We start from the raw sequence: 23,385 nt of genomic DNA on the forward strand, positions 1-23,385 counted from the left end.
ATCCACCTCAAGCGGCCAGCGGCTCTGCGCAAAGGCCGATCATAAGTTCTCGCCAGGCGGGCAATTCCGGCTTGCCGGGTTTGCGTTCGCCAAAGAATTGCACGATCAGATCGCCGTTGGACGCATAGATTTCCAGCGACGTCACCCAGCCATCCGACGTGGGCTTGTTGACCACCCAGGCTTGGGCGATGGCCTCCGTGTTCAGGTGCAGATTAAAGCGCGGATCGAGCACGTTGAACCAGGGACCGGTGCGTCGCAGATTATGCACCGCGCCGGTGTGGATCTGGATCATGCCGCGATTGCCCACGAAGCACATGATGGACAGGCCGCTGGCGGCGGCCTGCGTGAGCATGCGCTCGGCGGCGTCGGCCGGTACGGTCTGGGCCAGGTCGCTGCCTGCGGCGCTCAGCGCGGCCTGGCGCGTGACCTTGAACTTGCGCAGCAGCGGGAAGAATTCGTGCGTGTCTTTCATGGCCAGCCAGGCCTGGCGCAGCGCCTGCGGATCGGCCACGCGGTCGTCTTCGACGGTGGGGGCGATGGCTTGCGGGACGGGCCAGGCCGGGGCGCCGGCGAAGCGGTCGACCAGCGCCTGCCAGGCAGCCGCATCGGTGGCGTCGGTACGGTAGACCTTGTGCACCGCCACGCCTTCGGCGTCGAAGAACTGCAGGCTGTGGCGGCCGTCCTGTTCGACGGCCCAGGCCGAGCGCCAGCAATTGAAGAAGACGCGCAGATCGATGTCCGGGCCGAGTACCAGCCCCACCGCGCCTTGCGCCTGGATGTCTTCGTAGCGGCCGTGGCGCTCGTGCACGCACCACTCGTTGCGCGTGAGGGCCATCACTTCGCCCAGGGTGCCCAGTTCGCGGAAAATAGCTTGGGCCTCGCCGTTCAGGGCGGTCACGCGGGCCCCGCCACAGCCGGCGGCAACCCATTCTGCTTCGCTCACGCCCAGCGCCTGGGCAGCGTTGCGGGCACGCTGGCCGGGTTGGCTGGCGGCATAGGCGTCGTGCCGGGCGCGCAGCTCGCCGGCGCGCTGGTCAAAAGAAAGATCGGTCATGCGGTTTCTCCTAGGTCCGGCGGGCGGGGCCTGACCCCGCCCGCGCAAGGGGGGTCAGTATTGATAGGTCAGGGACAGGCGCACGCTGCGGCCGGGTTCGGTGTACCAGTCTACCGGCCGGGCGATGGCCGTGGCGCCGGCGGTGGGCACATTGATGGCTTCCCAGTACTTTTTGTCGAACAGGTTGAACACGCCCAACTGTACCTGCATGCCCTTGACGGCGGCCGGCCGCCAGTAGGCCATCAAATCCACAACGCCATAGCCGGGCGCCTGAAAATCAGGATAAGGCGTGGCGCTGGAGGCGTCCGGATACTCGACCTTGCTGTGCTTGCGCGCGGCGGTGAGCGTGGCGTCCACCCCCCACTGATCGCGGGCATAGCCCAGGCCCAGCACGGCTTTGAGCGCCGGGATGGAGTTCAGGTATTGCCCCGTGCCCTGGTCCTTGCCCACGGCCCATGCGAGCGAGCCCCAGGTGCGCCAGTTGGGGGCGAACTTCCAGTGGGCCGAGGCTTCGGCGCCGTAGATGCGCACGCGGTCACGATTGACGATACCGGTCACGCCCAGCGGATACTGGCCGGCCCAGCTCGGCTGCCATTGCGGCGAGCTGGCGTCGATGGGCACGTTCTTGTCGATGAAGTTCTGGTAGCGGTTGTCGAAGAAGGACAGCGCGCCGCCCAGGGCCTCGTCGCCCAGTTTGGTGCCCAGCTCCCAGCCCTTGCTGGTTTCGGGTTTGAGATAGGGGTTGCCCACCCGCAGATAGGTGCCGGCCCCGCCATAGTTGGTGTAGAGCTCGCTGGCGTTGGGCGCGCGGTAGCCAAAGCCGTACTGCGCATAGAAAGTGACCTGCTCCTGGGCTTTCCAGGTGCCAAGCAGCTTGGGCGAGAAGCGTCCGCCCGAGGACGACGGCGGCAGCGTGCCTTGCGAGTTGGCGTTGCTGTCGTAGCCATCGCTGGACTGCGGCTTTTGCTCGTAGTGGTCGTAGCGCAGCGAAGGCGTCAGCGTGTAGCGGCCGTCGGCGAAGCTGAACTCATCCTGCGCCCAGAAGGCGAACTGGCTGCCCTTGACGTGCGGCATGTCGGCCTGATTGGTGTGCAGCAGATCGCACAGGCGCGGGCCGAACGGGGCGGGCAGGCCGCTGCGGATGGCCGGGCAATTGTCGTAGCCATCGGAATACTGTTGCGTGCGGTTGCCCATCCACTCGCCACCGAGTGTTACGCGTTGGGCGACCGTGCCCTCGAAACGGCGGCTGGCTTCGCCGTTGACCCCGAACAGCGCTTCTCGGATGGAGTTGCTGCGGCCGTATGCGCCCGAGGGGTAGCCATAGAGGAAGGGATCGCGCGGGATGATGGAAGCGCGGCTGTCGACGCTGCGCTGGCCGTCGAGCGCGTTGTCCAGCGTGACCCGTTGCCAATAGATGGCCGCCGTGGCGCTGTCGATCAGGCCGCCAGCCGTCGGCGCGGTGTATTGGTAGTCGAGGGAGACGCGCTCGCGCTTGGTGGTCTTGACGGTGGAGTTGCCCCCGATCAGGTAGCTGGTGCCGGGCCCCTGTTCGTACATATTGTCCAGCGTGCCTTTGCGCTTGAAGTACTCGCCGGTCAGGCCGAAGCGATGGCCGCCGTCGATTTTTTGCTGCAGCTTGGCCAGGAAGTTCTGCTGGGTGTAGTTCTCGGGCGTGGGCTCGTCGCGTTTGGGGCCGTAGCCGCCGACATCGCCGCGGTTGTCCAGCGCGTGGCCGGCGCGCGCGCCGGCCTGAATCAGCCACGAGGTGTTTTCCTGCAGGCGGCCGGCCAGCGCGGCATTGGCGCCGCGGCTGGTGTCAGCCGAGTCATAGTCGATTTTGGCCAGTGCGCCGAAGTTGCGGTCGTCCCGCAGCAGATCGGAGGGATCCAGGGTGTGCAGGTCGGCCATGCCGCCCAGAGCGCCCGAGCCGGCTTTGGTCGAATCGGCGCCGCGCACGATATCCAGCCGCGACAGCGTGTTGAAGTCCACCGCCTCCAGTCCGCCTTTGACGCCACGCGCGCCGTCGTCCAGGAAAGGCAGGCGGATGCCGTCGATGCGGGTCAGCACGCGGTCCTGGTCCAGCCCGCGGATGTTGATGCTGTTGTTCTGGCGGTTGAACGTCACGCCCGGGTCCAGCCGTTTGCTGACGTCGCTCCAGCTGTAGGCCATGGCGGCGTCCAGTTCGGGCCGCGTGGTGACCGTGTTCCAGGCGGGATCGGCGCGCGTGCTCTCGCCTTCGACGGAGACGGGGGGCAATTGGGGCACGTTGCCGGCCGGGCGGACGACGTAAGTGCCATTGCCCTGCCGGGAGGCCACCAGCGGGGTGCCGGCCAGCAGCCGGGCCAGCGCCTGTTCGGGGGTGTAGTTGCCGTGCAGGCCGGGGCTCTTGAGCCCCGCCACGGCCGAGGGCTCGTACAGCAGCGTCAGGCCGGCCTGATCGGCATAGCGGGCCAGCGCGTCAGCCAGCGGCGCGGCCTCGATCTGATAGCTGCGCGGGGCCGTCTGCTGGGCCAGCGCGGGCACGGACAAGCCCAGCGCCAGGGCCAGGGCTGTCAGGGCCGTGGCGCGCGCCAGTCTGGGCGAGCGGACGGAGGAGAAAGAAGCTGCGGGAGGAGTTACAGGTGCCATGAGGTCGTTCCGATCAGAGGTAGCCGTTGCTTCCCATGACCGTTGAGCAGTTCAAACCGGACAGCTCATGCCCCGCTTTTTTGTAACAGGAATCATTCAGGTTTCCAGCGGCCCGATCGTGACCCAGTAAGGGGTACGGGTGTGGACGGTGACCGGCAGCAAAGCGGGCAAGGCGCGCAGCACGCCGGCCGTGTTGTCGAGTTGGAAGGTGCCCGAGACGCGCAGTTGTGCCACGGCGGGATCGCAACGCACGATGCCGCGGCGGTGCCGGGCGATTTCGGCCGCGAACTCGGCCAGCGACATGTCGCGCGCCTGGAGCACGCCGCGCAGCCAGGCAGGCTGGCTGTCGGGAACCGTGGGCAGCGCGTGCAGGGCCGTGCTGTCGAACCAGGCGGTGCGCGGAGCGGGCATGGTGGCGGGTGAGCCGAGCGCGGGCTGGACGCGCACATGGCCTTCGTAGACTTCCACGCGGCAGCCATCGTCCTGCAGGCGCAGGGCAAAACGCGCCTGCTGCGCCATGACCTGGCCTTGCGGCGTCTGGGCCACGCAGGCGTGGGCGCCGGCACGGACATAGATTTCGCCCACGCGCAGGCGCAGGCCGTCGGGGGTGAGATCCAGGGCCGTGGCGCTGTTGAGCGTGACCTGGGTGCCGTCGGGTAGCGTGATGTCGCGCCGCTCGCCGGGCGCGCTGCGGTATTCGGCGAACAGGCCGGCCTGCTCGCCGCCGCGCCAGGCGGCCCAGGCCGCCGGCGTGGCGAGGATGAGGCCGGCCAGGGATTTGAGGGCTGCGCGGCGGGCCTTGAAGGCCGGCCGCCCCAGGGTGGCGCGCGCCAGTTCGGGCGGCAGGCCGCCCAGCAGATCACTGACGCGCTGGGCGCGTTGCCAAGCCTGCTCGTGCTGGGCGTTGCGCGCGCGCCAGCGTTCGCAGGCGGCCATGTCTTCGACACTGGCCTGCCCCGAGGCCAGTTGCATGAGCCAGCGGGCGGCTTCGCGGGCGACGCGGCGGTCTATCGTGCCTTCGGGAGTCATGCGTCGTTCAGCGCCAGAATGCACTGCTCGTAGGCGCGCAGGATATGGCGCTGCACGGTGCGCACCGAAATCTGCAGCTGTTCGGCGATCTCGGCATGAGACAGGTGCTCGATCTGGGCCAGCAGGAAGGCCGTGCGCGTTTTGGCCGGCAGGGCCGTGAGCAGGGCGTCGATATGGTCCAGGGTTTCGAGGACGAGCAGGCGCTGCTCGGGCGAGGGGGCGCATTCGAGCGGCAGCACCGCCAGCGCCTCTTCATAGGCGCGCTCCAGCGAGCGGCGCCGGTAGTGGTTCAGCAGCAGGCGCCCGGCGATGGTGACCAGATACGCCCGCGGTTCGCGCACGGCGGACAGCTCGCGGCGATGGCGCAGCACGCGCAGGAAAGTGTCCTGAGCGAGGTCCGCGGCATCGAAACTGTTGCCGAGTTTTTTGCGCAGCCAGCCATTGAGCCAGCCGTGATGATCGGCGTAGAGGCGATGGACGTCGTCTTGGGAGGCGGAGAACACGTAGGCGCCCAATGTAAATGAAAATAGCTCTCATTCTATTAAATGAGCATGAAACTGCAATCGGAATTTGTCCGCCCCTGGCCGGCGCCCCACCCCGCCCCGGCCGCGAGCGCGGCCCCGGGGCGGCAGGTCAGGCGCGCCGTCTCGGCGTGGGGTGCGGCGCGTTTGCGGCCGCTGTTGCCAGGTTGCAACAGACCACCGGGAAAGCTCCAGCGGCATCGGACGTTGCACTTTTCGGGGAGCGGCTATGCCAAAATGACGTCACACCGGCCCTGTTGCCGCTGATCTTTTTAGGTATTGCCCCACCTTGAAGCCCCTGCATTTGATCCGCTGCGCTCTGGCGAGCGCGGGGATGGCGTTGAGTCTGTCGGCGGCCGCGGCCCCGATCTTCGTGCTCAACTCGCTGAACGCCAATGTCAGCATCATTGATCCTGCGACCTATACCGAGCTGCGGCGTGTGCCGACCGGCAAGGAGCCGCATCACCTCTATCTCACTCCCGACGAGAAGTCGCTCATGGTGGCCAATGCCCTGAGCGACACCATCACGCTGATGGATCCTCGCACCGGTGAAATCCAGCGCACGCTGACCGGCATCGTCGACCCCTATCAGTTGCGCTTCTCGCCCGACATGAAGTGGTTCGTCACGGCGGCCAACCGGCTGGATCACATCGATATCTATGAGTACAAGCCGCTGGGCCAGGGCAAGGGTTTCGACCTCAAGCTGGTCAAGCGCGTGCCGGCCGGCAAGACGCCCAGCCACATCGCCATCGACAGCAAGAGCAAGATCACCTATGTGTCGCTGCAGGACAGCGATCAGGTGATGGCCATCGACCTGGCCACGCAAAAGCCGCTGTGGACCATGCCGGTGGGTAAAACGCCGGCCGATGTCTTCATCACCGCCGACGACAAGACGTTGCTGGTGGCGCTGACGGGCGACAACTATGTCGAGGCCTATGACCTGACCGCCAAGCCGGTCAAGCTCATCAAGCGCATCAAGACCGGGGCCGGCGCCCACGCCTTCCGGGCTCAGGGAGATGGCCGCCATCTCTTCGTGAGTAACCGCAGCGCCAACACCATCAGCCGCATCGATACGCGTGCGCTGGAGGTGACCGATACCTTCGCAGCGCCCGGCGGCCCGGATTGCATGGACGTCTCCAAGGACGGCAAGCTGCTTTTCGTCACCTCGCGCTGGGCAGGCAAGCTGACGGTCATCGATCTCGAGAAGAAAACCGTCAGCAAACAGGTCCGCGTGGGCAAGTCCCCGCACGGGGTATGGACGCTGAATCATGCGCCGGCCCGCTGATCGACGCCGTATCGTGGCGGCCGGCCTGCTGGCCGCCGCCTGCTCGCAAGCCGCGCTGGCCGCGCCCGTGGCGGCCGTGTGCGACAAACCGGTTTATCTGACGTTCGACACCGGACACATGGGAGTGGCCGAGCATATCGCCGCGGTGCTCAAGCGCCAGGGCGTGCATGCCACGTTCTTTCTGGCCAATGAGCGCACGCTCACCGATGGCAGCAGCCTGGATGCGCAATGGGCGCCATGGTGGAAAGCGATGGCCGCCCAGGGGCATGTGTTCGGCTCGCACACCTACGATCACGTCTATTGGCGCGGCGACCTGCCCGACGGCAAGTTCCGCGTGCGGCCCAGCGCCGGCCCCGATAACGGCAAGACCGAGACGTGGACGGCCGCGCAGTACTGCGACGAGATCAAGCGTTCGGCGCAACGCTTCACGGCCATGACGGGCAAGACCATGTTGCCGCTGTATCGGGCGCCGGGCGGCAAGACTTCGCCCGCGCTGCTGGCCGCGGCACGCCAATGCGGTTATGCCCATGTCGGCTGGGCCGACGCGGGCTTTCTGGGCGATGAGCTGCCCAGCGACAAATACCCCAATGCGGCCTTGCTGGAGCAGGCATTGCGCCGCATCCGGCCGGGCGATATTCTGCTTGCACACCTGGGCATCTGGTCGCGCAAAGATCCCTGGGCGCCGGCCGTGCTGGAGCCGCTGATCACCGGCCTGAAGGCCAAGGGCTATTGTTTCGCCACGCTCGATACCCATCCGGCGTATCGCCAGTGGCTTGCCACGCATCACTGATTCACCATGGAAACACTCAGTCAGCTGTTTTCACAATGCCAGGAATGGCTGTTTGAAACCGCCGTACAGCCGCTGCTTTTTCATCTGGGGCTGGCCAACATCATCGAAGACGCCTACGACGGCACGATGTGGCTGCTGGTCGGCCTGATCCAGATCGTTGTCATGGTGGTGATCTTCGGCGCGCTGGAGCGCTGGCGTCCGGTCGAGGCGGTGCGCGACCGCCAGCAAGTCTTCGTGGACGTGCTCTATACCCTGGTGCATCGCCTGGGGCTGTTCCGCATCCTGTTGTTCTTTACGGTCGAGCCGCTTTGGGACGGTGTCTTCGGTACGCTGCACACCTGGGGCCTGGCGACCTTCCAGCTCGATCAGGTCTGGCCGGGCGTCACCGACGGTCCCTGGACCAGTCTGCTGCTGTATCTGCTGATCTTCGATCTGGTCGATTATCTCTACCACCGCGCGCAGCACCGTTTCAGCTGGCTCTGGGCCTTGCATTCCCTGCATCACAGCCAGCAGCAGATGACGCTCTGGAGCGACAACCGCAATCATTTGCTCGATGACATGTTGCGCGACGTGGTGATCGTGCTGGTGTCGCAGCTGATCGGCGTGCCGCCGGCGCAGTTCGTGGCCGTGGTGGCCATCACGCAGCTCACCGAGAGCCTGTCGCACGCCAATCTGCGCGCCAGCTTCGGCTGGCTGGGCTCGCGCCTGGTCGTAGGGCCGCGTTTTCATCGCCAGCATCACTCGATCGCCTATGACGCCTCGGCGCCCGGCCCGGCGGGCGGCTATAACTTCGCCGCCCTGTTTCCTATCTGGGACATGCTGTTTCGCACGGCGCGCTTCGACGGCGACTACGGCCCGACCGGCATCCACGACCAGCTGCCCCAAGGGGGCGGCCGGGATTACGGGCGCGGTTTCTGGGCCCAGCAATGGCTGGGCATGAAGCGGCTGTTCTCGCGGGCTAAGTCGCGACGCTCGGATCGTGCGCCTGCTTCTTGATGGCGTCGTGGCGGTTTTCCATTTCCTGACGCAGGGCGCGCCGCTGCTTGGCGGCCTCGAAACGCTGGCGCTCCTCGAGGGTGCGTAGCTCCAGCGCCGGCACGGCGGTGGGTTGCCCCTGGTCGTCGACGGCCACCATCGTGAAATAACAACTATTGGTGTGGCGCACCAGCTTGCGCCGGATGTCTTCGGTCACGACCTTGATACCCACTTCCATCGAGGTGCGGCCGGTGTAGTTGACCGAGGCCAGGAAGGTCACCAGCTCGCCCACATGGATGGGTTCGCGAAAGACCACCTGATCGACCGACAGGGTGACGACATATTGGCCGGCGAACCGGCTTGCACAGGCGTAGGCCACCTGATCCAGATACTTGAGTATGGTGCCCCCGTGAACATTGCCCGAGAAGTTCGCCATGTCTGGCGTCATCAGGATGGTCATCGAAAGCTGGTGGCTGAAAGCGTCTTCCATGGCGGTCTTACGAATGGGAAAGCGGCTATCGTACCCGGCTATTGGGCGGCGGCGGCGCCCTGCGGCGCGGCTGCCGCCGGTTCGGCCGCAAGCGGCGGCGGATTCCAGTGCCCATCGAGCGCGGCGGCGGCGGGTAGATACACCCTCAGCACGATGCGCAGGTCCTCGCCGGACAGGGGCAGCCAGTTGGCCCGATCGGCTTCGGGCGGCGGGTCGGCTTGCAGATAGAGCTCCAGCGACCCATCAGGATTGAAGCGCAGGGGATCGCGATCGCCCACGCTGTGGCGGCGGTAGGGGGAGGTCAGGGGTTGGCCTTGCGCATCAAAGGCCGCCAGCGCCCAGAAGGCGTCCCCCGGCGGCAGCGCATCGGGTTCGAAGCGCAGCACGTAGCGTGTGGCCGCATCGATGGGCCGGCCGGCGGCGTCGCTCACCAGACGCCAGGCCAGCACATCTTCGGGCAGCTCCGCGCCGGGCTGGCGCAGGGCCATCTGCGCCCGCTTGAGATAGGCAGCGCCATAGGCGCCCATGGCCTGGCGCTCGGCCACCCAGCCGCCGATGGCCGCCTGCGGCGCTTGATCCAGCGCCGCGAGATAGGCCGGACCTTCGCGGGCGGCGCGGCGCAGCGCCTGCTGCACGCTGTTGTCCTGGCGCGCAAAATCAAATTGCTGGCCAGGCACGATGCCCAGGCGGCGCAGCCGCGCTGCCATGGGTTGATCGGTGTCGTGCGCCGGCGTTCGGCGCAGCAGGTCCGCGGCATACGCGAAGAACACCTCGGCCGGCATCCTGGCCAGCAACTGCTTGGGCGGCGTGACCGCGTCCAGTGTCGGGTCCGATTTCACCTGGACCGATTGCGCGCCCCGGTTCCAGTCTTGCAAGGGCGTCAGGATGAAGGCGTCCTGCAGTTGTTGCGTCTCACCAGGCTCGCCCGCCTGCAGCAGACCAGTGAGCCACACGTGGCCAGTGGGTGCATCGATCCGTTGCATCCCGGGCGGCAACGGGGTTGGCCAGCCCGGCGGCACCACGGCGTAATTGCCGCGTCCGGTGCCGGTGCTGCGCTTGCCCACCACCGCAAAGGCATCGCCCCACAGGTCATGCAGCGTGAGGGTATAAAGCCGGCCTTGCGTGGGGGGCACCGAGATGACGACCGGCCCGGCGTCCAGGTCCAGCCAGGCGTTCATCTGTTGCATGTCGGCATGAGGCCAGGCGCCGGTGCTGGCCTCGCCGCGCTGCAGCCAGAAATGGTTGGCCGGCGCGTGGCCCGGCTGGCCCGCGGTTTTGGCCGATACGGCCTGGCGTCTGGCCAGATCCATGGATACCAGCGGGTAGAGATACACATAGGCATCCAAGGCCAGGCGCGGCAGCTCGGCCGTGGCCGCCATCGCGGGGGGGGCGGCCGGCGGCTGCGCGCGGCCAGGCACCGGTGCGGCGAGAGCAGCCAGGGCCAGAAGGGCCGCGTTCAGGCAGCGCATGCGATCTCCAGTATCAGGAATGGATTTTCTTCCCATTCGTATCAAAAAAACGGGGTGGGATCGGCGCATGGTAACAGCGCACTGCGGCGCTAAAATCGGTGAATACACCGCTTTCTTGATCTATATCCTTGATTGAGCGGTGCGCAATTGATATGGGCCTTGTATGCATCCTATACTGGCTGTATCACAGACGCTGGCCGTGGCTTTACGAGAGATACGGACGGGCGTCAGTTTCCTCCACCCAGAAGGGAGTGCTTCATGCTGAACATGAATCGCCGCCAGTTCTTCAAGGTGACAGGGTCGACGCTGGCAGGCTCGAGCCTGGCTCTGTTGGGCGTCGCGCCCGGCACGGCCCTGGCCGAAGTGCGCCAGTACAAGCTTGCGCGCATGAAAGAAACGCGCAACACCTGTCCTTACTGTTCGGTCGCCTGTGGCATCTTGATGTACGGGCTTGGCGACGGCGCCAAGAACGCCAAGGCCAGCATCGTCCACATCGAAGGCGATGCCGATCACCCGGTCAACCGCGGGACCCTCTGTCCCAAGGGGGCTGGCCTGATCGATTTCATTCACAGCCCCAATCGCCTGACCTATCCCGAGTACCGCGCACCGGGCTCGGATACGTGGCAGCGTATGTCCTGGGACGAGGCGATGACGCGCATCGCCAAGCTCATGAAGGACGACCGCGACGCCAATTTCGTGCAGAAAACGGCCGACGGCAAGACCGTCAACCGCTGGCTGACCACCGGCATGCTCGCGGCCTCCGCCAGCAGCAACGAGGTCGGCTACATCACGCACAAAGTTGTGCGCAGCATGGGGATGCTTGCATTCGACAACCAAGCTCGTGTCTGACATGGTCCGACGGTGGCAGGTCTTGCCCCGACGTTTGGCCGTGGAGCGATGACGAACCATTGGGTCGACATCAAGAATGCGGATGTAGTGCTGATCATGGGTGGCAATGCCGCCGAGGCCCACCCTTGCGGGTTCAAATGGGTCACGGAAGCCAAAGCCCATAACAAGGCAAAATTGCTGGTCGTGGACCCGCGCTTTACGCGCTCGGCGTCCGTGGCGGATTTTTACGCGCCCATACGGACCGGCACGGACATCGTCTTCCTGGGCGGGGTGATCCATTACCTGCTCGAAAACGACAAGGTCCAGCACGAGTACGTGCGCAATTACACCGACTTCTCGTTCATCGTCCGCGAGGACTTCCAGTTCGAGGACGGTATCTACTCGGGCTACAACGCCGAGAAACGCAGCTACGACAAGGCCTCCTGGGATTACGAGCGGGGCGAGGACGGTTTCGTCAAGACCGATCCGACACTGCAGCACCCGCGCACGGTCTATCAGTTGCTCAAGCAGCACTACGCGCGCTATACGCCGGAGATGGTCGAGCGCGTCTGCGGCACGCCGGTGGACAAGTTCCAACACGTCTGCGAGGTACTGGCGTCGACGGCCACCACGGACCGCGCCGCCACGATTCTCTACGCGCTGGGCTGGACGCAGCATTCCATCGGTTCGCAGATCATCCGCACCGGCGCCATGCTGCAGCTGCTGCTGGGCAATATCGGTGTGGCCGGCGGCGGCATGAACGCGCTGCGCGGGCACTCCAATATCCAGGGCCTGACCGATCTGGGGCTGATGTCCAACCTGCTGCCGGGCTATATGACGCTGCCCAACGAGGGCGAGCAGGATTTCGGCAAATACATCGATGTCCGCGCGCAAAAGCCCCTGCGTCCCAATCAGCTGAGCTATTGGCAGAACTATAAGAAGTTCCACGTCAGCCTCATGAAGGCCTGGTGGGGACCGGCTGCCACGGCGGACAACAATTGGGCCTATGACTATCTGCCCAAGCTGGACAAGCTCTACGACATGCTGCAGACGTACGAGCTGATGAACCAGGGCAAGGTCAATGGCTACATTTGCCAGGGTTTCAACCCCTTGGCCGCCGCGCCCAACAAGGCCAAGCTGACGGCCGGTTTCTCCAAGCTCAAGTTCATGGTCATCATGGACCCGCTGAGCACCGAAACCTCCGAGTTCTGGCGCAATGTGGGCGAGCACAACGACGTTGATCCGAGCAAGATCCAGACCGAAGTCTTCCGCTTGCCCACGACCTGTTTCGCCGAGGAAGAAGGCGCGCTGGTCAACTCGGGCCGCTGGCTGCAATGGCACTGGAAGGGCGCCGAGCCGCCGGGCGAGGCGCGCAGCGACATCGAGATCATGTCCGATCTTTATACGCGCATGCGCGAGCTGTACCGCAAGGAAGGTGGCGTCTATCCCGATCCCATCGTCAATCTGTCGTGGCCCTATTCCAATCCGGAAAGCCCCACGGCGGTCGAGCTGGCCAAGGAATACAACGGCCGTGCGCTGGTAGACCTGACCGATCCCAAGGATCCGACGCGCGTCACGCGCAAGGCTGGCGAGCAATTGGCCGGGTTTGCCGAACTGCGCGACGATGGCACCACTTTGAGCGGCTGCTGGATCTTTGCCGGTGCCTGGACCGAGGCCGGCAATATGATGGCGCGCCGCGACAACAGCGATCCGACCGGTATCGGGCAGACCCTGAGCTGGGCTTGGGCCTGGCCTGCCAACCGCCGGGTGCTCTACAACCGCGCCTCGTGCGATGTGCAGGGCCAGCCTTTCAATCCGCGCCGCAGCCTGATCTCCTGGAACGGCAAGGCCTGGGTGGGCGCCGACATCCCCGACTTCAAGGGCGACGAGAATCCCGCTGGCGGCATGGGGCCCTTCATCATGAACCCCGAGGGCGTGGCGCGCTTTTTCGCGCGCGGCGGCATGGCCGAAGGCCCCTTCCCCGAGCACTACGAACCCTTCGAGAATCCGCTGGGGTACAACCCGCTGCATCCCAAGCAGCCGCTGGCCGTCAGTAATCCGGCCGCGCGCGTGTTCAAGTCGGACCGGGAAGCCATGGGCACCGCGAAGGACTTCCCGTATGTGGCGACGACCTATCGCCTGACCGAACACTTCCATTACTGGACCAAGAACGTCAGGCTCAATGCCATTCTGCAGCCCGAGCAATTCGTCGAGATCGGCGAGGCGCTGGCCAAGGAGCTGGGCATCGCCAACGGTTCGCGTGTGAAGGTGTCGTCCAAGCGCGGCTACATCAAGGCCGTGGCGCTGGTGACCAAGCGGATCAAGGCGTTGACCATCGAGGGCCGCACCGTGCACCAGGTGGGTATCCCGATTCATTGGGGCTTTGTGGGGATAGCCAAACCCGGCTTCCTGACCAATACGCTGACGCCGTTCGTGGGCGATGGCAACAGTCAGACGCCCGAGTTCAAGTCCTTCCTGGTCAAGGTCGAGAAGGCATAGGAGTCAAGTTATGTCGATGCAATCACTAGACATCAAACGGCGCTCGGCCACCACCACCCCGCCGCCTGGCGTGCGCGAGCCCTCCACGGGCAGCGTCGCCAAGCTGATCGACGTCTCCAAGTGCATAGGCTGCAAAGCCTGTCAGGTGGCGTGCATGGAGTGGAACGATCTGCGCGACGAGATCGGCGTGAACGTGGGGGTCTATGACAACCCGGCCGATCTCACCGAGCACTCCTGGACGGTCATGCGGTTTTCGGAGTACGAGAACGACAAGGGCGACCTGGAATGGCTGATCCGCAAGGACGGCTGTATGCACTGCGAGGACCCGGGCTGTCTGAAGGCCTGTCCCTCGCCGGGCGCCATCATTCAGTACAACAACGGCATCGTGGATTTCCACGAGGAAAACTGTATTGGCTGTGGCTATTGCATTACCGGCTGTCCGTTCAACGTGCCGCGCATCTCGCAGAAAGACCACAAGGCCTATAAGTGCACCTTGTGTTCGGACCGCGTGGCGGTGGGTCAGGAGCCGGCCTGCGTCAAAACCTGTCCGACCGGTGCCATCGAGTTCGGCACCAAGGAAGACATGAAGCAGCATGCGGAGCTGCGCATCGAGGATCTGAAGTCCCGGGGTTTCGAGAATGCCGGTCTGTACGATCCCCAGGGCGTGGGCGGCACGCACGTCATGTATGTCCTGCACCACGCCGACCAGCCGCAGCTCTACCACGGCCTGCCCAAGGATCCCAAGATCAGCCCCATGGTCGGTCTCTGGAAAGGCATCGCCAAACCCTTGGGCGTGGCCGCGATGGCCTTGACGGCGCTGGCGGGCTTCATGCATTACATCCGGGTCGGCCCGAACGAGACCGACGAGGAAGACGAACGCAAGGCTGAAGAGGAGGCGCGCCATGGCTGACCCCCATCATCCCAAGTTGATTCAGCGTTACACGGCCAATGAGCGCACCAATCATTGGCTGATCGCGCTGACCTTCATCCTGCTGGCGCTCTCGGGGCTGGCGCTCTTTCATCCGGCCTTCTCGTGGCTGTACGCCCTGCTGGGCGGCGGCCCGTGGACGCGCATTCTGCATCCCTTCATTGGGGTCGTCATGTTCGTCTGCTTCTTTGTTTTTGCCGTCCATATGTGGCGCAACAACATCATGACGAGAAACGACGTCCAGTGGCTGCGTCAGCTGGGCGATGTCCTGAACAACCGCGAGGACAAACTGCCCGAGGTCGGCAAGTACAACGGCGGACAGAAGCTGTTGTTCTTCGTGCTGGTGGTCTGCATGCTGGGCCTGATCCTGACCGGCATCGTGATGTGGCGCGCCTACTTCGCGATGTATTTCCCGATCTGGGCCGTGCGCGCCGCCTCGCTGCTGCATGCGATTTTTGCTTTTGCCCTGATTTGCGCGATCATTGTGCATATCTATGCGGCGATCTGGGTCAAGGGTTCGATCCGGGCCATGGTGCGCGGCACCGTGACCTGGGGCTGGGCCTGGAAACATCATCGCGCCTGGTTCCGTACGGTTCGCAAGGAGTCGCCTGGCGGCGAATAACCCCCGTCCAGCGTATCCCTCGGGCCGGCCGGCCCGCCGCACGGCTGCGTTGCGTCTCCTGGCGCGTTCGCAGCCGTGTTTGTTTCTCTGGAGAGTGCTTTGCAGCGAATTCTGCCGCGCGGTGAGATCGAGTCCCTGGATCACACTGCCATCGCCCGCCTGCGCCAACCCGAGCGCAGCACGGTTTTCAGCGCCCGCGCCGCCCGTTTGCGCAGCCTGGCCGAAGACAGCCCGATCGCCGACTATCTGCGTCTGATGGCGCATGTGGCCGACGCCCAGCAGGCGCTGCTGGGCACCAGCCATTTCGCCGGCCCGTCGGCCGAGCGGATTGAACTGGCGCAGGCGCACGGTATGCCGCCCATGCAGGCCGTGGCCTGGGAGCGCGATCCCGCCTGGCGTGACTTGCTGGACCAATTGCTCGCGCGCGTGGCCGCGCTGCCCGACGTCGCGGCCGCCGCGCGCGAGGTCTGCGAACGCTGGCGCGAGGTGCTGGCCCGCGATCCGCAGGCCGTCGAGGAGCTTGCCGACGCGGTGCTGGCCGAGCGCGCCGTCGGGGTGGACAGCGCCGCCGCGCCTCTGGTCATGGCCGCTTTGCAGGTCTACTGGACCGATATGGCGTGCCGCTTCGACCCCAAGGCCATGCCGGTGGCCAGCCCTTTTGGCGTGTGCCCCATGTGCGGCAGCCTGCCGGTCTCCAGCGTGGTGCGCGTGGGCGGGCAGTCCGACGGGTTGCGTTATCTGGCCTGCGGCCTGTGCGCCTGCGAATGGCATCTGGTGCGGGTGACCTGCAGCCAGTGCCAGGGCACCAAGGACATCGCGTATCACAACATCGAAGGCCGCTCCGAAGCCATCAAGGCCGAGTCCTGCGACAGCTGCCACAGCTACCGCAAGATTTTCTATCAGGAAAAAGAACTGCGTGTCGATCCGGTGGCCGATGATCTGGCCAGCCTGGCGCTGGATGTGTTGATGGGCGAGGCCGGCTATCACCGCGCCAGCGGCAACCCGCTGCTCTGGCACGAGGAGAGCGCGCCATGAGTGCGCGGCCGGCGACGCCGGGCGAACTGCCCTCGCTGGACCGGCTGCTCAGCCAGCCGGCTTATGCGCCGCTGCACGAGACGTTCGGACGCAGCCAGGTCGTGGCGGCTGCGCGCCAGCAATTGCAGGCCTTGCGCGAACGTGCGCTGGCCGGCGCGCTGGATCTGGCCGAACTCGACCTTGGCGTGCTGGCCAAGGTCACGGAACAGACGCTGCTCGCGCGCAATGCGCCGCGCCTGCGGGCCGTGTTCAATCTGACCGGCACCGTGTTGCATACGAATCTGGGCCGGGCCTTGCTGCCGGACGAGGCCGTCGATGCGGTGCTGCGCGCCCTCACCCGCCCGGCCAATCTGGAATTCGATCTGGAGACCGGCGCGCGAGGCGACCGCGATGACCTGGTTGAAGATCTGCTGTGCGAATTGACCGGCGCCGAAGCCGCGACGGTGGTCAACAATAATGCCGCGGCGGTTTTGCTCATGCTCAATGCGCTGGCCGATCGCCGCGAGGTCATCGTCTCGCGCGGCGAACTGGTGGAAATCGGCGGGGCATTCCGCATTCCCGACATCATGAAGCGGGCCGGCGCGCGCCTGGTCGAGGTTGGCACCACCAATCGCACGCACGCCGCCGATTATGCCAATGCCATGGGCGCGCGCACCGCGATGCTGATGAAGGTGCATTGCAGCAACTACGCCGTGACGGGCTTTACCAAGAGCGTCAGTGTCGCCGAGGTCGCGGCGCTGGCGCATGCCCAGGGGCTGCCGGCCACGGTCGATCTGGGCAGCGGCACCTTGCTGGACCTGACGCAATGGGGATTGCCGCGCGAGGATACCGTGCGCGATACCATCGAGGCCGGCGCTGACTTGGTCACCTTCAGTGGCGACAAACTGTTGGGCGGCCCGCAGGCCGGCCTGCTGGTCGGGCGCGCCGACCTGATCCGCAAGATCAAGAAGAACCCGCTCAAACGCGCCTTGCGCGTGGGCAAGCTGACGCTGGCCGCGCTCGAACCCGTGCTGGCGCTTTACCGTGCGCCCGAGAAGCTGGCCGAGCGGCTGACGACCTTGCGTCTGCTTACGCGGGGGCAGCGCCAGATGCAGGCGCAGGCCGAGCGTCTGCGCGCCGGCGTGCAACAGGCGGTGGGGCCCGAGTTTGGCGTCGAAGGCGCAGCGATGTTCAGCCAGATCGGCAGCGGCGCTTTGCCCGTCGATCAATTGCCCAGTTTTGGCCTGGCCATCCGGTATCTCGGCCGAGGCCGTCCCGGACGCCATCTGGAGCGTCTGCAGGCAGGCCTGCGCGGTCTGGCGCGGCCCGTGATCGGCCGCATCGAAGACGATGTTTTCTGGCTGGATCTGCGCTGCCTCGAAGCGCGCGATGAAGCCGAGTTCGCCGCCCAATTGACGGAGCCTATCGCATGATCGTCGGCACGGCCGGGCATATCGACCACGGCAAAACCACGCTGGTGCGCGCGCTGACCGGCGTCGATACCGACCGCCTCAAGGAAGAGAAGGCGCGCGGAATTTCCATTGAGCTGGGTTACGCCTACACGCCCTTGCCTAATGGCGACGTGCTGGGATTCATCGATGTGCCCGGTCACGAAAAACTGGTGCATACCATGGCCGCCGGCGCCAGCGGTATCGATTTCGGGCTGCTGGTGGTGGCCGCCGACGACGGCGTGATGCCGCAGACACGCGAGCATTTATCCATCCTGGCGCTGCTGGGCGTGGACCGTGGGGCGGTCGTTCTGACCAAGGCAGACCGCGTGGAGGCGGATCGCATCCAGGCCGTGCAGGCGGAGGTCGCCGCGTTGACGGCCGGCACCTTCTTGCGGGATGCGCCTGTGTTCGTGGTCGCGGCCGGGCAGCCGGACCATGCCGGCGTGCGCGAACTCAAAGCCTGGCTGGATGCGCAGGCGCAGGCGCAGGCATTGGCGCCGCGGCCCGCCAGCGGCCTGTTTCGGCTGGCGATCGATCGCGCGTTCACGCTGGCCGGGCATGGCACGGTCGTGACGGGCACCGTGCATGGCGGAACGGTGCGCGTGGGCGAGGAGGGCGTCGATCTGCGGCTCATGCCGGCCGCGCGGCCGGTACGGGTGCGCAGCATCCATGCCCAGAACCGCAGCAGCGAGACCGGCGTGGCCGGGCAGCGTTGCGCGCTGAATCTGCCTGGTGTGGATAAGGATGCGATCACGCGTGGCGATTGGGTGGCCGACGCGCGCTGCTTCACGGCCTCGCAGCATATGGACGCCGAGCTGCGTTGGCAGGGCGAGACGGCGCTGGCCGCCTGGACGCCGCTGCATGTGCATCTGGGCGCGGCGCGCGCGCTCGCGCATGCCGTGCCGCTGGCGCCCGCGCTACTGCTGGCCGGCCAAACCGGGCGGGTGCAGCTGGTGTTCGATACGCCCATGTGCGCCATGCCGGGCGACCGTTTCATCGTGCGCAATGCCCAGGCCAATCGCACGGTCGGCGGCGGGCAGATCCTCGATGCCAACGCGCCCGACCGCAAACGCCGTTCGCCCGAGCGGCTGGCCTGGCTGGACGCCGTGGCCGCCTATCTGGCCGATGGCGATCTGCAACCCGTGCTGGCGCAAGCGCCGCTGGGCATCTCCGAACTCATGGTCCTGCGCCTGGGCGCAATGGATCGGCTGCCGCCGCACGCGCTATGGGTGGCGCCGCGCCAGGGCGGCGCGCGCGTGCTGATCGATCAGGCGCGCTGGCAGGCGCTGCACGAAGACCTGCAGACCGCGTTGACGGCTTTTCATGCACAGTATCCGGATGAGCCGGGCGCCGATGCCGGCCGGCTGCGGCGCATGGCCTGGCCGCAGGCCACGCCGGCGCTGTGGCAGGCCTTGCTGGAGGACGCCGCGCAAACGGGGCAGGTGCGGCGCAACGGCGTCTGGTGGCAACTGCCCGACCATGGCGTGTCTTTGAGCGACGCCGAGTCCGTGCTGGCCGCAAGCGTGTTGCCGCTCTTGCAGCAGGGCCGTTACGATCCGCCCTGGGTGCGCGATCTGGGCCGTGCGCTGCATGTGGCCGAAGAGGATATGCGCCGCCTGTTGCGCAAACTGTTGCGGCAGGGCGAGGTGGTCCAGGTGGTGCGCGATCTGTTCTATCACCGTGATGCGGTGCAGGCGTTGGCGGCCTTGGTCGCCGGTTTGTGCCGGGAGCATGGCAGTGCCGAGGCGGCCTCCTTTCGCGACCTGACCGGCCTGGGCCGCAAACGCGCGATCCAGATCCTGGAATACTTCGATCGCGCGGGCTATACCCGGCGCCTGCGCGACGGGCATGTGCTGCGCAGTGACAGCCTGCTTTACCCCTATGCACAAGACGGGGACGAGTCGCTATCATAGAGGGCCACCAAGGGAAGGCATGCGTGCCCGGTGGCACGGCTGGGCTTCAAACCCAGTTGGGGGCGTCAGACGCTCCCAGGTAGGTTCGACTCCTGCTGCCTTCCGCCATCGTTTGCGCGGGCGCGATGCTATGCTTTCAGCGCCCCTGATCTGATGGAGATTGCGCATGTCCAACGATACCGTCCCGCGCCTGACCTCGTTGTCTCATGGCGGTGGCTGCGGCTGCAAGATAGCGCCTGGCGTGCTGTCGGAGTTGCTGGCGCGTTTCGTGCCGCAACGCAGCGACCCGAATCTTCTGGTGGGCACCGAGACTTCGGATGACGCGGCCGTCTATCGGCTCAACGATGAGCAGGCCTTGATCGCCACCACCGATTTCTTCATGCCCATCGTCGACAACCCTTTCGACTTCGGGCGTATCGCCGCCACTAACGCGCTGTCCGATATCTACGCCATGGGCGGCAAGCCCATTCTGGCGCTGGCCATCGTGGGCATGCCCATCAATGTCTTGCCGCATGATGTGATTGCCGAGATTCTGCGCGGCGGCGAGTCTGTCTGCCAGGACGCCGGCATCATGGTGGCCGGCGGGCACAGCATCGATTCGGTCGAACCCATCTATGGTCTGGCCGCCATGGGCCTGGTCCATCCGGAGCGCATCAAACGCAATGCCGATGCGCGGCCCGGCGACGTGCTGATTCTGGGCAAACCGCTGGGCGTGGGCGTGCTGTCGGCCGCCCTGAAGAAAAACTGCCTCGATGAGGCGGGCTACGCCGCCATGATCGCCGCCACCACCCGGCTCAACCGTCCGGGGACGGAGCTCGGTGCGCTGGCCGGCGTACATGCGATGACCGATGTCACGGGCTTTGGCCTGCTGGGGCACACGCTGGAGATGGCGCGTGGCGCGGGCTTGACGGCCCGTTTGCGCTTGAGCGATCTGCCCTGGATGCCCGGCGTGCGTGCCTTGGCCGCCGAGGGCGTGGTCACCGGCGCTTCGGGCCGCAACTGGGCTTCTTATGGCGCCGACATTCGTCTGGCCCCCACCCTCGCCGAGAGCGATCGCGCCTTGCTGACCGACCCGCAGACCTCAGGCGGCCTGCTGGTGGCTTGCGCGCCCGACACCGTCGATCAGGTGCTGGCGGTTTTCCGCGCCGCGGGCTTTGCCGAAGCGGCGGTCATCGGCGAGATGGCCGCAGGCGATCCGGTGGTCGACGTCGCATAAGCCGCTTCAGCCGGCTGCCGCTCGCGCCTGATGGCGCAGCCAGTCGGCCACGATATCTGCTTGCGCAGAAGGCCGCCGGGGATTGCGCACCAGCCAGTACGCCAAGGGCGTGTCGCCGGCCGCCTCGCCGCCCACGGCCTGCAACCTGCCTTCGGCGAGCATGGGCGCGATCAGCGCCTGGCGCCCCAGGGCCACGCCGTGGCCGGCCAGCGCGGCCTGAACGACCTGGTCATATTGGTTAAAGCGCAACATGCTGCGCGGACGCAGCCGGTCCAGGCCCCTTGCCTGCAGCCAACTCTCCCATTGCAGCCAGGGGCGAGTGGGATCGTCGAATTCGAGCAGCACCTGCTCAGGCAGCGTGCGCGGGTCCAGGCGGGTCAGATGCAGCGCGGGGTGAGCCACGGGCAGCACGGCCTCGCCAAACAGCCACTGGGCCGCTTCACCGACCTGATCGGCGGTGCAGTAACGGATGGCGATATCCACGCCTTCGCGGTCCAGATCCATCACCCGGTTGTCGGCGGCGACCCGGACATCGATGTCCGGATGGGCGGCCTGGAAGGCGCCCAGGCGCGGCAAGAGCCAGAGCGACGCCACGCCGATGGTCGTGGTCACCGTGATGGGCAGGCGCCGGCCGGGTGTGCGCCATTGCGCGCTGAGTTCGGCCAGCTCGCTCAGCCAGGGGTCGGCCAGGCGGAACAGCTGCGCGCCTTCCGGGGTGAACGACACGCTGCGGAAGCCGCGCTTGAGCAGGGGGACGCCCAGATGGGCTTCCAGGCTGCGGATCTGGCGGCTCACGGCCGATTGGGTGACATGCAGATCCTGCGCCGCCTGGGTGATGCTCATGCGCCGGCCCACCGCCACAAAGCCGCGCACCAGGTCCAGCGGTGGTAATTTAGCGAGGGTAAGTGGCATTCGTAAAACTCATGTCATGAAGCCGTGAAAGTCGCTTGAGCAATAGTACCCCCGGGGCGTTCAATAGCAGTGGCCCGAATGAGCGGGCTGACGGGCCGGGCTGCCAGGCCTGTGCGCCGGCAAGGCCCGGGCTTGCGCTGCCGCGACGCTGTTCTATGCTTGGGGCAGCGGCCGCCCGTGGTCCGCTCGCGAGCCCGCCGACGGCGGCCCTGACCGCCGTGCCCTTTTTACCGCCGGAGTCCACCCTCATGACCCTTCCCGCGCCCAGCGTTGAGATGTGGTTCGATTTCGCCAGCCCCTACAGTTATCTGGCCATGGCGCGCGTCGAGGCGCTGGCCAGCCAGGCCGGTGTGCGGCTGACCTTGCAGCCCTTTCTGCTGGGGCCTATTTTTCAGGCTCAGGGCTGGAACGACAGCCCCTTCCGGCTCTATCCGGGTAAAGGCGCTTACATGATGCGCGATATTGCCCGCCTGGCCGACAAGTATGGCGTGCCGTACCACCGGCCGGTGATTTTCCCGCGGGTGGGCGTGCTGCCCGCCCGGCTGGCGCTGCTGGGGCAGCATCAGGCCTGGGGCCTGGCGTTCTGCCAGGCAGTCTTTCGGGCGAACTTCGCTCAGGATCGCGACATTCAGGACGAGGATGTCATGCAAGAGATTCTGCTGGAGCTCGGCCTGGATGCGGCGGACTGGATCGCGCGCGCCAGGACCGAAGCCACCAAAGAGGCCTTGCGCCGGCAGGTCGACCGGGCGCGCCAGCATGGCATCTTCGGCGCGCCGACCTTCATGGTCGGCGATGAAATGTTCTGGGGTAATGACAGGCTTGAGGACGCCCTGCAATGGGCCTGCGACCGGAGCCCGGCATGAACCGGCCGGTGCTTTTGATCACCGGCGGCGCGCGCGGCATTGGCGCGGCGACCGCGCGCCTGGCCGCGCACCGCGGCTATGCGGTCTGTGTGAACTATCGCACCAATGTCGAGGCCGCCGAGCGCCTGGTCGAGGCGTTGCGCGGCACGGGTGCCGAGGCGCTGGCCGTACAGGCGGACGTGGCCCGCGAGGCCGAGGTCGCGGCCTTGTTCGCGGCGGTGGACCGGCAATGGGGACGGCTGGATGCGCTGGTCAACAATGCCGCCATCCTGGAGACGCAGATGCGGGTCGAAGACATGGACGCGGACCGCATCACGCGCATCCTGGCCACCAACGTGGTCGGCGCCTTTGTCTGCTGCCGCGAGGCGGTGCGGCGCATGGCGCCGCGCCATGGTGGCCAGGGTGGGGCCATCGTCAATGTGTCATCGGCGGCCGCGCGGCTGGGTTCGGCCGGCGAGTACGTCGATTACGCTGCCTCCAAGGGGGCACTGGATACGCTGACGCTGGGCCTGGCGCGTGAAGTGGCCGAGGACGGCATCCGCGTCAACACGGTGCGGCCTGGCCTCATTCATACCGAGATGCATGCCTCGGGTGGCGAACCCGGCCGTGTGGACCGGCTCAAGCATTTTCTGCCCATGAAGCGCGGCGGCACGGCCGACGAAGTCGCCGCCGCCATCATGTGGCTGCTTTCTCCGGAGGCGAGCTACACCACCGCCTCTTTTATCGAAGTCTCAGGCGGACGATGAAAAACAGTGCCCACCGCGCGCTGCCCATGCCGGGCAGCCGCTCCTTGACCCAATTCCGCAGTGCCCGTATCCGTCGCGTGGCGTTTCATTGGCGTCGCCGTCAGGATGGCGTGTGCGCCGCGCCGGCGGCGGACACGGACAAAAAGGACTGA

Annotated in this window: 20 protein-coding genes and 1 tRNA gene; 14 read left to right on the forward strand and 7 right to left on the reverse strand. The window is 66.2% G+C overall.

The genetic code is table 11. From position 1 onward, the window contains the following. Positions 1 to 7: 7 nt before the first annotated feature. The 4 genes from CAL22_RS01370 to CAL22_RS01385 form a co-directional block, all read right to left on the reverse strand. Entirely contained in the window at positions 8 to 1,054 is a 1,047-nt protein-coding gene (locus CAL22_RS01370; protein ID WP_094809704.1) for a hemin-degrading factor, read from the reverse strand. A gap of 54 nt (positions 1,055 to 1,108) precedes the next feature. Continuing rightward, positions 1,109 to 3,682, reverse strand: a complete 2,574-nt coding sequence (locus CAL22_RS01375) for a TonB-dependent receptor (protein WP_244193750.1) — start codon at positions 3,680 to 3,682, stop codon at positions 1,109 to 1,111. A gap of 96 nt (positions 3,683 to 3,778) precedes the next feature. After that, positions 3,779 to 4,711: a FecR domain-containing protein gene (locus CAL22_RS01380; protein ID WP_094809706.1), complete on the reverse strand. Its 933-nt coding sequence runs from the start codon at positions 4,709 to 4,711 to the stop codon at positions 3,779 to 3,781. After that, positions 4,708 to 5,226 carry a sigma-70 family RNA polymerase sigma factor gene (locus tag CAL22_RS01385; RefSeq protein WP_094809707.1) on the reverse strand — a complete coding sequence of 173 codons (519 nt, stop codon included), beginning with the start codon at positions 5,224 to 5,226 and terminating at the stop codon, positions 4,708 to 4,710. Before CAL22_RS01385 ends, CAL22_RS01380 begins: the two co-directional genes overlap by 4 nt. 340 nt (positions 5,227 to 5,566) lie before the next feature. Between CAL22_RS01385 and CAL22_RS01390 the strand changes: the two genes are divergently transcribed. From CAL22_RS01390 to CAL22_RS01400, 3 genes are read left to right on the forward strand one after another with little or no spacing between them, the layout of a single operon-like run. Next, positions 5,567 to 6,517, forward strand: coding sequence for a beta-propeller fold lactonase family protein (locus tag CAL22_RS01390; protein ID WP_167383557.1), 951 nt, complete (start codon positions 5,567 to 5,569; stop codon positions 6,515 to 6,517). Next, positions 6,501 to 7,307: a polysaccharide deacetylase family protein gene (locus CAL22_RS01395; protein ID WP_167383529.1), complete on the forward strand. Its 807-nt coding sequence runs from the start codon at positions 6,501 to 6,503 to the stop codon at positions 7,305 to 7,307. Before CAL22_RS01390 ends, CAL22_RS01395 begins: the two co-directional genes overlap by 17 nt. A 6-nt stretch (positions 7,308 to 7,313) precedes the next feature. After that, positions 7,314 to 8,303 carry a sterol desaturase family protein gene (locus tag CAL22_RS01400; protein ID WP_094809709.1) on the forward strand — a complete coding sequence of 330 codons (990 nt, stop codon included), beginning with the start codon at positions 7,314 to 7,316 and terminating at the stop codon, positions 8,301 to 8,303. On the opposite strand, the gene CAL22_RS01405 is transcribed toward CAL22_RS01400, so the two are convergent. Next, a complete protein-coding gene (locus CAL22_RS01405; RefSeq protein WP_094809710.1) occupies positions 8,266 to 8,772 on the reverse strand; it encodes an acyl-CoA thioesterase in 507 nt (168 codons plus the stop codon). The genes CAL22_RS01400 and CAL22_RS01405 overlap by 38 nt on opposite strands. A 38-nt stretch (positions 8,773 to 8,810) precedes the next feature. Beyond that, positions 8,811 to 10,241 (reverse strand): DUF1254 domain-containing protein, encoded by a 1,431-nt coding sequence (locus CAL22_RS01410; protein WP_094809711.1) that lies wholly within the window; start codon positions 10,239 to 10,241, stop codon positions 8,811 to 8,813. A 258-nt stretch (positions 10,242 to 10,499) separates the two neighbouring features. Between CAL22_RS01410 and fdnG the strand changes: the two genes are divergently transcribed. From fdnG to selD, 8 genes are all read left to right on the forward strand, one after another. After that, entirely contained in the window at positions 10,500 to 13,568 is a 3,069-nt protein-coding gene (gene fdnG, locus CAL22_RS01420; RefSeq protein ID WP_143276934.1) for a formate dehydrogenase-N subunit alpha, read from the forward strand. A 10-nt stretch (positions 13,569 to 13,578) separates the two neighbouring features. Further along, the gene (fdxH, locus tag CAL22_RS01425) at positions 13,579 to 14,478 is read left to right on the forward strand and encodes a formate dehydrogenase subunit beta (RefSeq protein WP_094809714.1); all 900 of its coding nucleotides are present in this window, start codon (positions 13,579 to 13,581) and stop codon (positions 14,476 to 14,478) included. Continuing rightward, positions 14,471 to 15,118, forward strand: coding sequence for a formate dehydrogenase subunit gamma (locus CAL22_RS01430; RefSeq protein WP_094809715.1), 648 nt, complete (start codon positions 14,471 to 14,473; stop codon positions 15,116 to 15,118). Before fdxH ends, CAL22_RS01430 begins: the two co-directional genes overlap by 8 nt. 99 nt (positions 15,119 to 15,217) lie before the next feature. Next, the gene (fdhE, locus tag CAL22_RS01435; RefSeq protein WP_094809716.1) at positions 15,218 to 16,153 is read left to right on the forward strand and encodes a formate dehydrogenase accessory protein FdhE; all 936 of its coding nucleotides are present in this window, start codon (positions 15,218 to 15,220) and stop codon (positions 16,151 to 16,153) included. After that, positions 16,150 to 17,565: an L-seryl-tRNA(Sec) selenium transferase gene (gene selA / locus CAL22_RS01440; RefSeq protein ID WP_094809717.1), complete on the forward strand. Its 1,416-nt coding sequence runs from the start codon at positions 16,150 to 16,152 to the stop codon at positions 17,563 to 17,565. The genes fdhE and selA overlap by 4 nt, the downstream gene beginning before the upstream one ends. Continuing rightward, on the forward strand, positions 17,562 to 19,496 hold the full coding sequence (gene selB, locus CAL22_RS01445) for a selenocysteine-specific translation elongation factor (protein WP_094809718.1): 1,935 nt from the start codon (positions 17,562 to 17,564) through the stop codon (positions 19,494 to 19,496). The genes selA and selB overlap by 4 nt, the downstream gene beginning before the upstream one ends. 12 nt (positions 19,497 to 19,508) lie before the next feature. Next, positions 19,509 to 19,604: transfer RNA gene (locus CAL22_RS01450), tRNA-Sec, on the forward strand. 58 nt (positions 19,605 to 19,662) lie between these two features. After that, positions 19,663 to 20,712, forward strand: coding sequence for a selenide, water dikinase SelD (gene selD, locus CAL22_RS01455; RefSeq protein WP_094809719.1), 1,050 nt, complete (start codon positions 19,663 to 19,665; stop codon positions 20,710 to 20,712). A 6-nt stretch (positions 20,713 to 20,718) separates the two neighbouring features. Here selD and CAL22_RS01460 read toward each other — a convergent pair whose 3' ends face one another. Beyond that, positions 20,719 to 21,624: a LysR substrate-binding domain-containing protein gene (locus CAL22_RS01460; RefSeq protein WP_094809720.1), complete on the reverse strand. Its 906-nt coding sequence runs from the start codon at positions 21,622 to 21,624 to the stop codon at positions 20,719 to 20,721. A 248-nt stretch (positions 21,625 to 21,872) separates the two neighbouring features. Between CAL22_RS01460 and CAL22_RS01465 the strand changes: the two genes are divergently transcribed. Genes CAL22_RS01465 through CAL22_RS21085 form a run of 3 tightly spaced genes read left to right on the forward strand, consistent with a single transcriptional unit; the run spans position 21,873 to position 23,385 of the window. Beyond that, on the forward strand, positions 21,873 to 22,487 hold the full coding sequence (locus tag CAL22_RS01465; protein WP_094809721.1) for a 2-hydroxychromene-2-carboxylate isomerase: 615 nt from the start codon (positions 21,873 to 21,875) through the stop codon (positions 22,485 to 22,487). Beyond that, positions 22,484 to 23,233 carry an SDR family oxidoreductase gene (locus CAL22_RS01470; protein WP_094811034.1) on the forward strand — a complete coding sequence of 250 codons (750 nt, stop codon included), beginning with the start codon at positions 22,484 to 22,486 and terminating at the stop codon, positions 23,231 to 23,233. The genes CAL22_RS01465 and CAL22_RS01470 overlap by 4 nt, the downstream gene beginning before the upstream one ends. Next, the gene (locus CAL22_RS21085) at positions 23,230 to 23,385 is read left to right on the forward strand and encodes a hypothetical protein (RefSeq protein ID WP_167383530.1); all 156 of its coding nucleotides are present in this window, start codon (positions 23,230 to 23,232) and stop codon (positions 23,383 to 23,385) included. Before CAL22_RS01470 ends, CAL22_RS21085 begins: the two co-directional genes overlap by 4 nt.

This window comes from Bordetella genomosp. 12 (genome assembly GCF_002261355.1).
Classification (GTDB): Bacteria; Pseudomonadota; Gammaproteobacteria; order Burkholderiales; family Burkholderiaceae_B; genus Bordetella.

Bases quoted from the DNA above. Each gene is read 5' to 3' on its own strand.
- CAL22_RS01410 (WP_094809711.1), bottom strand. From the start codon at position 10,241: ATGCGCTGCCTGAACGCGGCCCTTCTGGCCCTGGCTGCTCTCGCCGCA.
- selD (WP_094809719.1), top strand. From the start codon at position 19,663: ATGTCCAACGATACCGTCCCGCGCCTGACCTCGTTGTCTCATGGCGGT.
- fdxH (WP_094809714.1), top strand. From the start codon at position 13,579: ATGTCGATGCAATCACTAGACATCAAACGGCGCTCGGCCACCACCACC.
- CAL22_RS01370 (WP_094809704.1), bottom strand. From the start codon at position 1,054: ATGACCGATCTTTCTTTTGACCAGCGCGCCGGCGAGCTGCGCGCCCGG.
- CAL22_RS01395 (WP_167383529.1), top strand. From the start codon at position 6,501: ATGCGCCGGCCCGCTGATCGACGCCGTATCGTGGCGGCCGGCCTGCTG.
- CAL22_RS01465 (WP_094809721.1), top strand. From the start codon at position 21,873: ATGACCCTTCCCGCGCCCAGCGTTGAGATGTGGTTCGATTTCGCCAGC.
- CAL22_RS21085 (WP_167383530.1), top strand. From the start codon at position 23,230: ATGAAAAACAGTGCCCACCGCGCGCTGCCCATGCCGGGCAGCCGCTCC.
- CAL22_RS01460 (WP_094809720.1), bottom strand. From the start codon at position 21,624: ATGCCACTTACCCTCGCTAAATTACCACCGCTGGACCTGGTGCGCGGC.
- CAL22_RS01400 (WP_094809709.1), top strand. From the start codon at position 7,314: ATGGAAACACTCAGTCAGCTGTTTTCACAATGCCAGGAATGGCTGTTT.
- selA (WP_094809717.1), top strand. From the start codon at position 16,150: ATGAGTGCGCGGCCGGCGACGCCGGGCGAACTGCCCTCGCTGGACCGG.
- CAL22_RS01405 (WP_094809710.1), bottom strand. From the start codon at position 8,772: ATGGAAGACGCTTTCAGCCACCAGCTTTCGATGACCATCCTGATGACG.
- CAL22_RS01375 (WP_244193750.1), bottom strand. From the start codon at position 3,682: ATGGCACCTGTAACTCCTCCCGCAGCTTCTTTCTCCTCCGTCCGCTCG.
- CAL22_RS01390 (WP_167383557.1), top strand. From the start codon at position 5,567: ATGGCGTTGAGTCTGTCGGCGGCCGCGGCCCCGATCTTCGTGCTCAAC.
- CAL22_RS01380 (WP_094809706.1), bottom strand. From the start codon at position 4,711: ATGACTCCCGAAGGCACGATAGACCGCCGCGTCGCCCGCGAAGCCGCC.
- CAL22_RS01470 (WP_094811034.1), top strand. From the start codon at position 22,484: ATGAACCGGCCGGTGCTTTTGATCACCGGCGGCGCGCGCGGCATTGGC.
- CAL22_RS01430 (WP_094809715.1), top strand. From the start codon at position 14,471: ATGGCTGACCCCCATCATCCCAAGTTGATTCAGCGTTACACGGCCAAT.
- selB (WP_094809718.1), top strand. From the start codon at position 17,562: ATGATCGTCGGCACGGCCGGGCATATCGACCACGGCAAAACCACGCTG.